Origin of the sequence: Paenisporosarcina sp. (genome assembly GCF_049671445.1) — a bacterium.
In the GTDB taxonomy this organism is placed as follows: Bacteria; Bacillota; Bacilli; order Bacillales_A; family Planococcaceae; genus Paenisporosarcina.
Genome location: NZ_JBATUX010000059.1, coordinates 1 through 8,997, shown reverse-complemented (window position 1 = coordinate 8,997; position 8,997 = coordinate 1). Strand labels below are relative to the sequence as shown.

The following is an 8,997-nucleotide window of genomic DNA, read 5'->3' as shown; positions in this document are numbered from 1 at the left end:
TTAGCAATGTAGTAGATCGTGCAGACTTTACGGAACAACTATCTATTTATAACTTTGAAGAACACGCTAAAGAAGAGCCGATATTAAATTTAGTCGAATCTCTTCAAAAAAGATTTGGCAAAGAAATGATTACGAGAGGTCAAACTCAAGTTAGAAAACCAACGTATGAATCGAAAACGAGTTTTAGTAAAGACTTTTTAGATGATCACAAGGATAGGGAGAACAAGTGATATGGAACTTCAATTTTTAGGAACTGGTGCTGGAATGCCTTCTAAGCAAAGAAATACGAGTGCACTTGTCGTTAAATTAATGCAAGAAAGAGGCACATTCTGGTTATTTGATTGTGGAGAAGCGACACAACATCAAATGCTACATACATCGCTAAAACCGCGCAAGCTAGAAAAAATATTTATTACCCATATGCATGGCGATCATATTTATGGCTTACCTGGATTACTTGGCTCTCGCTCGTTCTTAGACGGCAAAGAACCATTAACCATTTATGGACCTACGGGAATTCAAGAGTGGATTCTCACAACTCTGCGGTTATCAAAAACCTATTTACAATACAAAGTGAATTTTGTCGAAATTACTGAAGGTATTATATTTGAGGATGAACAATTTACAGTTGAAGCTAAACTTCTTCATCACGTGATTCCTTGTTTTGGATTCCGAGTATCTCAAAAACCACTTCCTCCACAATTATTGATTGAAAAAGCTCTACAAAGTGGTGTTCCGAAAGGTCCTTTGTTAGCTCAGTTAAAAAATGGCCAGGATGTCATTTTAGAAAATGGACAAACCGTATTCAGTCATGATGTGACTGCAAAAGCGGAAGATGGATTCTCCCTGGCTATTCTAGGGGACACTCGCTTTTGCCAAGCATCAATAGATTTGAGTCAGAATGTGGATATTGTTATACACGAGGCTACATTTGATGCGGGTACTGAAGAACTCGCGAAGCCTTACGGGCACTCAACCATCACGCAAGCAGCTCAAGTGGCGAAGGAAAGTGGAGCCAAACATTTAATCGTTCAACATATTAGTGCTCGATTTTTACCAAGCCATGCAGAAGAGTTACGGAAACAAGGTTTATCTGTATTTCCATCCATTACAGTTGCGGAAGACTTTGCTGAATTTGAATTGAAGCATAATGAACTGAATCGTATAAATAGTTAAGCAGATCTGGGGTTCGTACCTCGTGTCTGCTTTTTTGTTATTACCAAGTTTATCTTTGATGGGTAATTACTCAATTGCGCAAATAATAATATTATGTAAACTAAAAAACATAAATATAGAAGTAAATGTTGTATTTGGGAGGATTCCCTACATTTCATAACGAATAATTTAACGAGAAAGTTAAGTTTTTATGAGGGGGAGCTTATGGATTTTTACATATTTACTAAAGAAGCAGGGAAAAAAGTGACTCATTTTAATTCTGATTTTATTATGTCTCGCATTGTGACTACAGATCGACCTGCTCAAATTGGTTTTATGCATTTAGAAGAAAATGGTATAATTGGTTTTCATCAAGCTGTGGTTCCTCAATTACTCCTTATCATTAACGGGGAAGGGTGGGTTCGAGGAAAAGAGGCAACGAAATTTTTTGTTAAAGCAGGAGATGCAGTTTTTTGGGAAAAAGGCGAGTGGCATGAAACCACAACTGGAAAAGGATTAACGGCATTTGTAATTGAAAGTGAACAATTAATGCCTTCTTTATTGAAGCTTCAAGATAAAAAGAAATAGGACTCTATTAAATAGAAGGGATTAACAATGAAACTCACCTTAAAAAATAAAAAGTCGGTCATAATTCGACCATACACGGAAGAAGATTTTAAAGATATACATAGATTTAATATCGATGAAGGCTGGTCGAACTTAGTAATGAAACATGAAGACACAAAAGCAGCATGGAATAATTCTACTATTGCTTATATTGCTGAAACAGATAATCAAGTCGTCGGGTGCATTAGAGGATTAACAGATGGTTTTATCAGTCTCTATGTTTGTGAAGTATTTATTCATAAAGAATATCGAGGATTAAATTTAGGGAATGAATTGCTTAAATACGTCCATAATCTCTATCCGAAAACAAGAATGGAACTACTAGCTAGCAGCACAACTAAAACTTTTTATGAAGCACAGGAGTTTCGTGCTTTCCACGGCTTTAGGAAAACGTACGAGGAATATAAATAAAGGATGGGAAATATGAAAATAACTCAACAATGGATTCAAGAAGATAGTGACTATATTAGAACGAAAATTATTGAATACAATCAAACCAAGCTACCAGATGAAGTAAAACATCCAATTAAAAATGTTAGTTTTATGCTCAGAAATGAAGAAGGGGAAATTTTAGGGGGCATAACAGGTGAGATTAGCTGGTCCAACTTGCATATAGATTTTTTATGGGTGGATGAATCACTCAGAGGTGGAGGTTACGGTAAGCAATTATTAGATCATATTGAAAAAACGGCGAGAGAAAATAATTGTAGAGGTATCCAACTAGATACGTTTAGTTTCCAAGCCCCAGATTTTTACCAACAATGTGGCTATAAAGTTGTCGGCTTGATTGAGGAACATCCTATTAAAGGCACCCAAAGGTATTATTTAGAAAAAAAGCTTATTTACTAAGAGAAGATGGAGATAACTTGAAAATTGATTATGTTTAACTCTCAATTCGATTTCCACTTTTATGAAACTACTAAATGTTGAAAGGAATTGATTCATATTTCTAACATACAAGCAGTATTCATTGATCGAGATGGAACAATTGGTGGGCATGGGCATTTTATTCACCCAAGAGATTTCACACCATATCATTTTAGTCAGGAAGCGATTCAACTCTTACAAGAGAAGGACATCAAAACCTTCGCAATCACGAATCAGCACAGAATCAGCAAAAACCAAGCCTCAATTGAAGAATTTCAACAAGAGTTTCTGTCTTACGGTTTAGAAGATGCATTTATCTGTCCACATAGCCCTGAAGAACAATGTAATTGCCATAAGCCAAAGCCAGGAATGCTCTTAGAAGCTTCTCAGAAACACAATTTAGATTTAACCAAATGCTTCGTTATTGGGGATGTAGGTTCAACTGATATGTTAGCTGCACATGCAGTCGGTGCAACCAAAATACTGGTTTTGACAGGCTGGGGGAAAAGTTCACTATCTAATCATAGACACACGTGGAAGGACGTCGAACCGGATTATGTAGCAGAAAACCTTCTAGATGCTGTTAACTGGATTTTGGAAAATCATTACTTTCAAAAATAGGTGCTATCCATTTCAAAATGATTTTTAAAAGATATGAAAAATGAAATAATAAAACATACTTAAAGTCGTGAAATATGATTAAGGGCAGACCCTATTAATATTCAGTACAGTTTAATTTCCGTTCCAGACGGACGCATTCCGCGGGCATGGCATCAGCCTCCTCGTCGAGCAAGCTCGCCTGCGGGGTCTTCAGCTCATGCTATTCCCGCTGGAGTCGCCGTCTTCTACTCCAATCAATCATACGCTTTGTAAAGCATCCATACAAAAAGTACTAAAAATTAGATAGGGAGGAAAAACGTTTTCTTCATCTATATGGGGCTTAATAGACAACCCCTTATAGGTAAATATTAATTGTCTTTATCTTGTCTGAAGTCATAAGTACTTTCTATATTCATTAACTTTCCATCAAGCGATATGTGATCCTCATCTACCCACACAACATCAAAATCTTCCCCAGGCTTTAAGAATATGTTATAACTTCTGTTAAGTTCTTGTACTTCTCCAACATAAGTGAAATCAGTGTAAAGCATCATTCCGCCATTTAGATATATATTTAATACTTTTTCACGATTAGGTGAAATCAATGTAGTAAGTTTTTCTAATTCTGATACATCAATGGACGCTAATTTTGGATAATGTTTTAAATAGAAATAAGTTGAACCGATTGCTACGATATAAAAAGCAATTATCGAATAAAAAAACCGTCTGAACATTTTTCTGTTCTTCATAACATCCTCGTTTCTCTATTTACTCACTATAATATAACGTTTTCTTTAACAACTACTTCTTTAAGATTGGACTTTTCCGATGTTTGGTAGCCTGTTCGAAGGCATAAGCAATTTTTATTAAAATGCCTTCGCTAAAAGCAGTACTTGCAAAGGTTACACCAAAGGGTCTGCCGTTTTTCATATATCCAGCAGGAACAGCAATGGAAGGGTATCCTGCTTTAGCACAAAGTGTTGACCCTATATAAGAAGGGAATAGAATGGCATCTAAATTATATTTTTTTAGTGTGAAATCAATCCCACCATGTTGTTGAGAAAAATATAAATCTTCCAATTTAGCAAACAAATACTCAGAGTTCCTAAGTGTATTTGGGTATTCATTTCTAAGTTCAAGCTTATTTTGACCATATTTTAACGTAGCGTCTTTATGATCTTTATTAAACTGAATTAATTCTGCAAGCGAGTGGACAGGTGACTGAGGAGGCAAATTGTATAGATAGTTATCTAGACTATGCTTTAACTCATATAACATCACGCCATAGTTCCAATCTCTATGAAATGAAGGAATGTCAACGTCTTTAACAATTGCCCCTTTATCACGAAGCGTATGAATAACACCCGCAAATAATTCCTGATCGTACTCTTCAGATTCATAAAAATCTTTAGTACCATGAATGAAAACCCCAATTCTTGCTCCACTTAAGCCACTTGAATCTAGATACACACCAACCACTGAATTTTGTACCGCAGGACTAAGAATGGATGCATCTGTCTCAGTACCAACCGATAATACGGTAAAGTTTGAAGCCACCGCCACTGCAGAACCAGAGCTTGAACCTCCAACAAACAGGTCTGCATCTCCGTAAGGATTTAATACTTGTCCTCCTCTTGAACTGTAACCTGCCCACATTGTATTTGACATTCCGTTAGCTAATTCCGTCATATTTGTTTTGCCTAGTATAACTGCACCAGCATCACGTAGTTTTTTCACTATAACTGCATCCTTAACGCTAATATTGTTTTCTAATGCGATTGTTCCTGCACTTGTGTGCATCGAATCTTTTGTATCAATATTATCTTTTAGAAGAACTGGAATTCCGTGTAACGGACCTCTTGGACCAGTGCGTTTTCTTTCGTGGTCTAATGCTTCAGCAATAAATATAGCATCAGGGTTTATTTCAAGAATTGAATTAACTTTTGAGCCATCCTGATCATGCTTTGCAATTCTAAATAGATAATACATAACCAACTCTTTTGACGAAATCTCACCAAATTCCATTGCTTTTTGAATTTCATGAATCGTCAATTCTTCATTGAAAAATTTATTGAATGTAATTTCCATGTATCATCTTCCTTTTCTAATTAGAATTCATTTCCGAAATGGTATTTACGAACGTTCTATATAAGTATTATCAAAGACAAAATGAGAATAAAAGATGGAGCAAAGTCACTTATACTTTGTTCCATCTTCTTTTTGGTTACAAGTATAAAAATTTTTCTAGGTTACCTTATTAATCTACTTCACAATGACCGCAAAACCGTAATATGCCTGTCCTTTAATATCTCCATAATATTCAGCCAGATACCCAAAATTATGTCGTCCTTTTTCATCTGGCACTGTATACGTCCCATCTGGGTTAAATGTAACTTCAAGGGCGGCATCACCTTCAAATGAATACAATGTTTCTTTAGCTGGCAAAGGAGCTTTTAATTCAGGAGAAGCATCAAACAAAAAACGTATTTTATCTCCTCTCTCAACTACTTGTGTTCTTAATCCTTCTAATGACTTAGCTGGATTAATTATTTCCAACTCGCACATTGCAAGATCTTCATTCCAACAATAATCGACTAATACAGAAGATAAACCTGCTTCTTCAGTACCTGCACTAAGTTCTCTCGGTCTTTCGGGTGAATCATAAAATGTCACTTCTTTTTCAATGACAGGAGATAAGGGTCTTTCCGAACATCCACTAGTGATAAATAGGATGGAAATTAAAAATACAATTTTTTTCACGTCAAAACATCTCCCTTAAAAGTAAAATATACATTTTGAATTATTTTAATGTTAGCACAATTTAATTCGATTTATAGAAAAAAGAAGGATTTTTACATAAAAAGTGGAAATTATATGAATTGTGAATTTAAGAAATTTAAGTTTGTAATCAAAGGGATTTTAAGCTAGACATTCCTTTTACTCTTACATTAATTCACCAGGGGGATGGTCAATGTTTTCTTTAATCAATATCGAGTGGATAAAGATGAAGAGGTCACTCTTTTTTAAAATACTCTTATTTCTTTTAACTATTGGTATCGTTGGATACTATATTTACATCTTTTCAAATACAATAGGCGCTGATGAGGTCTCAGAAGTTATAGAGAGTAGTCTTATGAGTGAGAAAGAACAATTAGCCCATCTTGAACTCTTGGAACAAGAAGAAGGTGATTCTTTTGATCAATCATCAAGGCACGCATTAAAGCAGTATCGAGAATGGGTACCAGCTCATCAAGCTCAAATCGACGGAATCGCTTCGAGTGATTGGACTAAGTGGGCGAACGGAAACATAATTACCAAAAACTTTAGTGAAACGAATTTGCCTGAATACTGGGAACATAAATATCAATCAAGATTTACACTCGAAACCCATAAGTCAATGCTGGAATGGATGAGAGACCGTAATATCCAACCTTTATGGCCTAATAATTTTTGGCTAACTCAATACGATGTATATTTTGATGAAGGTATAGAACCAATCGTTCGGAATGACTTCGGAAAACGTCATTCCTCATCTGGCAGCTATTTTAATTACCACCTGTTTGAGAAGCTATTCACCATGATAGGAATCTTCTTTTTCATTTTCTTATTCAGTGACATTGTCACAAAGGAAGGAGAGGGGAGGAATGGTCCGATCAATCTACTCCGGACTTTGCCGGTACATCGTCTTGCGGTCCTTCCTAGCAAATTCGGCGCTGTACTTCTTATGACCATAGGGACATTAGCAGGTATCTTTCTTTTCGCGACACTTCTAGCAACTGTATTTGACCGGTTTGGAGACTGGGATTATCCTACTTTGATATACGGTGAGAACTATACATACGAATGGGTTCCACTCGGTCTGTTTTTGATTAAGAGTGTCTGGTTGTTCCTTTTGGTGCTCATCTTCAGCTATTCTTTACTGTTCTTTTTCTCGTTCTTGACTAATCACGCAATCATTGCGCTCGGCATCACATTAACACTGTTGGTTCTTGGTGTTAACTGGGCTGAACAATCTGTTTTATCAGGGAACACGCATTTCTTCCCTTTTCATTATTTAAATGTATTTCCGATTATCTCGAATGAGTTTGCAGTGTTGCATGATAACTTTGCCTTTTCCTATCAGAACGGAGTTCTTTCCTTAGTAGTCAGTTCCATCGTTCTATTGTTTTTCACTTATTTACTGTCAGTTTATCGCTACCGAACGCGAGGATAAGGGGGTGTTGATATGATAATTGATGTAACCACTTTAAAGAAGAATTATAAGAACCAGGAAGTATTGAAAGGTATAGATATCAAGGTGGAGAAACCTCAAATTCTTGCTTTAGTAGGTCCAAACGGGGCTGGAAAGACAACACTTATGAACTGTATGATGAACCTGTTGCCTTTTAACGAAGGACATGTCACGCTCCTAGGCAAGAAACATACCGACTCGTCCATTTTCTATGATGTATCGTATATGCAGGACAACCGAATCTTATATGGAGACTTGACGGCGTACGACCATCTTGCCTTTATATGTGATATGCAGAAGCTGCCGAAGTCCAGAATCTTGGCGGTTACAGAACGGGTGGGCATGGCAAGCTATTTAAAGAAGCGTGTTCGGAAATTCAGTCTCGGAATGAAACAACATCTCCTTTTGGCGATGGCAATCATTAATGAACCAAAGATTTTACTCATGGACGAACCTATCAACGGTCTTGATCCGACTAGTGCAATTAATATGCGAAACATCTTGCTAGAGCTGTATGCAGAAGGGACGACTATTCTTATTTCCTCTCATAATCTTGATGAAATCGATCGACTCACAAACACAATCTATTTTATGAAAAACGGTACGCTTTTAAAGTAATCGATTGAAGATTTTGCTACTAATCAATATATCTTGAGCGTCGATAAACCTGGGAAAGCTCGATCAGCACTGACAGAGCGCGGTCTTTCCTATCAAATGACCGATACCCATAAATTGACGTTTGAAGAAATTAACCAATCTTTACATACGGTTCTTGAAACACTTTATGCACATCAGATTCAAGTCTTGGAAATACAGAACGAACGCGTTGGGGCCGAGAGACGTTATCTAGAATTATTTGAAAGTGAGCAATCGTAATGAAGCAATTGTCATTTGAGCTCAAGAAGACGTTGTTCAGCAAGCGGTTTCTTTATTTATTGCTCGCCATCATTGTAGGCATCCTAATTTTATTCACCCGTAACTACATTTTTCAGTCCTATATTGAAAAAGAACGGGAGCAGGAGATTATGGAAGAAATCCAGTATGGCCAGAGCCTAATTCGACAATTTCAAGAAAGTTTGACACGAAATCAAGAACAGCCGGACATCCAACAGCTCCAACGTCAAATCGGGTCGATAGTTGATGTCCTATTTCAGATGCGTTCTACTATTGGATCCGAGGATTGGGAGAGCCAACTATTCCTAGAAATCGACTATCTTGTTCAACTGACTGAGTACCAAGCAACAGGTGGTCAATTTCCGATTACGTCCATTGAAATCAAAAAACGCATCATAACAAACAACCACCTGCTGGCCAAAGGAATTCCACCCGAACATGAGACGTATAGCATTGCACCTCCTAATTTTATGAAACAGATAGTCGATCTCTTAGCGACTGCTGGCATCATTATTTTGTTGCTTCTGGCAATCGGTGACCTTTTTGCTTCGGAGTTCGAAAACAGATCCATACACTTTCTGTTCGCACAGCCCTTAAAGAAATCCACCATCATACATGCCAAA

Annotated in this window: 12 protein-coding genes and 1 pseudogene; 10 read left to right on the top strand and 3 right to left on the bottom strand. The window is 36.8% G+C overall.

Going from position 1 to position 8,997, the window contains the following annotated elements:
* The 6 genes and pseudogenes from WBG45_RS07590 to WBG45_RS07565 form a co-directional block, all read left to right on the top strand.
* A pseudogene (locus WBG45_RS07590) lies at positions 1-230 on the top strand (DNA polymerase IV); the annotation flags it as partial.
* A 1-nt stretch (position 231) separates the two neighbouring features.
* The gene (gene rnz, locus WBG45_RS07585) at positions 232-1,176 is read left to right on the top strand and encodes a ribonuclease Z (RefSeq protein WP_424413421.1); all 945 of its coding nucleotides are present in this window, start codon (positions 232-234) and stop codon (positions 1,174-1,176) included.
* Positions 1,177-1,380: 204 nt separating this feature from the next.
* The gene (locus WBG45_RS07580) at positions 1,381-1,743 is read left to right on the top strand and encodes a cupin (protein WP_424413419.1); all 363 of its coding nucleotides are present in this window, start codon (positions 1,381-1,383) and stop codon (positions 1,741-1,743) included.
* 27 nt (positions 1,744-1,770) lie between these two features.
* On the top strand, positions 1,771-2,193 hold the full coding sequence (locus WBG45_RS07575; RefSeq protein WP_424413417.1) for a GNAT family N-acetyltransferase: 423 nt from the start codon (positions 1,771-1,773) through the stop codon (positions 2,191-2,193).
* A gap of 12 nt (positions 2,194-2,205) precedes the next feature.
* A complete protein-coding gene (locus tag WBG45_RS07570; protein ID WP_424413415.1) occupies positions 2,206-2,631 on the top strand; it encodes a GNAT family N-acetyltransferase in 426 nt (141 codons plus the stop codon).
* 87 nt (positions 2,632-2,718) lie between these two features.
* Positions 2,719-3,270, top strand: a complete 552-nt coding sequence (locus tag WBG45_RS07565) for an HAD-IIIA family hydrolase (RefSeq protein WP_424413413.1) — start codon at positions 2,719-2,721, stop codon at positions 3,268-3,270.
* A 347-nt stretch (positions 3,271-3,617) separates the two neighbouring features.
* Here the strand turns inward: WBG45_RS07565 and WBG45_RS07560 are convergent, their stop codons facing one another.
* The 3 genes from WBG45_RS07560 to WBG45_RS07550 form a co-directional block, all read right to left on the bottom strand.
* Complete coding sequence (locus tag WBG45_RS07560) at positions 3,618-3,998, bottom strand: DUF5412 family protein (protein ID WP_424413411.1); 381 nt, start codon at positions 3,996-3,998, stop codon at positions 3,618-3,620.
* A gap of 52 nt (positions 3,999-4,050) precedes the next feature.
* Positions 4,051-5,337 carry an amidase family protein gene (locus WBG45_RS07555; RefSeq protein WP_424413409.1) on the bottom strand — a complete coding sequence of 429 codons (1,287 nt, stop codon included), beginning with the start codon at positions 5,335-5,337 and terminating at the stop codon, positions 4,051-4,053.
* Positions 5,338-5,511: 174 nt separating this feature from the next.
* The gene (locus WBG45_RS07550) at positions 5,512-6,009 is read right to left on the bottom strand and encodes a membrane lipoprotein lipid attachment site-containing protein (RefSeq protein WP_424413407.1); all 498 of its coding nucleotides are present in this window, start codon (positions 6,007-6,009) and stop codon (positions 5,512-5,514) included.
* Positions 6,010-6,220: 211 nt separating this feature from the next.
* Between WBG45_RS07550 and WBG45_RS07545 the strand changes: the two genes are divergently transcribed.
* The 4 genes from WBG45_RS07545 to WBG45_RS07530 all read left to right on the top strand — a co-directional run.
* Positions 6,221-7,462, top strand: a complete 1,242-nt coding sequence (locus tag WBG45_RS07545; RefSeq protein WP_424413406.1) for an ABC transporter permease — start codon at positions 6,221-6,223, stop codon at positions 7,460-7,462.
* Between the two features lie 12 nt (positions 7,463-7,474).
* The gene (locus tag WBG45_RS07540; protein WP_424413404.1) at positions 7,475-8,098 is read left to right on the top strand and encodes an ABC transporter ATP-binding protein; all 624 of its coding nucleotides are present in this window, start codon (positions 7,475-7,477) and stop codon (positions 8,096-8,098) included.
* Positions 8,099-8,131: 33 nt separating this feature from the next.
* A complete protein-coding gene (locus WBG45_RS07535; RefSeq protein WP_424413402.1) occupies positions 8,132-8,356 on the top strand; it encodes a hypothetical protein in 225 nt (74 codons plus the stop codon).
* Positions 8,356-8,997: ABC transporter permease subunit (locus WBG45_RS07530; protein WP_424413400.1), on the top strand; the 642-nt coding region annotated here is incomplete at its 3' end. The genes WBG45_RS07535 and WBG45_RS07530, both read left to right, overlap by 1 nt.

Bases quoted from the DNA above. Each gene is read 5' to 3' on its own strand.
- rnz (WP_424413421.1), top strand. From the start codon at position 232: ATGGAACTTCAATTTTTAGGAACTGGTGCTGGAATGCCTTCTAAGCAA.
- WBG45_RS07580 (WP_424413419.1), top strand. From the start codon at position 1,381: ATGGATTTTTACATATTTACTAAAGAAGCAGGGAAAAAAGTGACTCAT.
- WBG45_RS07575 (WP_424413417.1), top strand. From the start codon at position 1,771: ATGAAACTCACCTTAAAAAATAAAAAGTCGGTCATAATTCGACCATAC.
- WBG45_RS07570 (WP_424413415.1), top strand. From the start codon at position 2,206: ATGAAAATAACTCAACAATGGATTCAAGAAGATAGTGACTATATTAGA.
- WBG45_RS07560 (WP_424413411.1), bottom strand. From the start codon at position 3,998: ATGAAGAACAGAAAAATGTTCAGACGGTTTTTTTATTCGATAATTGCT.
- WBG45_RS07555 (WP_424413409.1), bottom strand. From the start codon at position 5,337: ATGGAAATTACATTCAATAAATTTTTCAATGAAGAATTGACGATTCAT.
- WBG45_RS07545 (WP_424413406.1), top strand. From the start codon at position 6,221: ATGTTTTCTTTAATCAATATCGAGTGGATAAAGATGAAGAGGTCACTC.
- WBG45_RS07540 (WP_424413404.1), top strand. From the start codon at position 7,475: ATGATAATTGATGTAACCACTTTAAAGAAGAATTATAAGAACCAGGAA.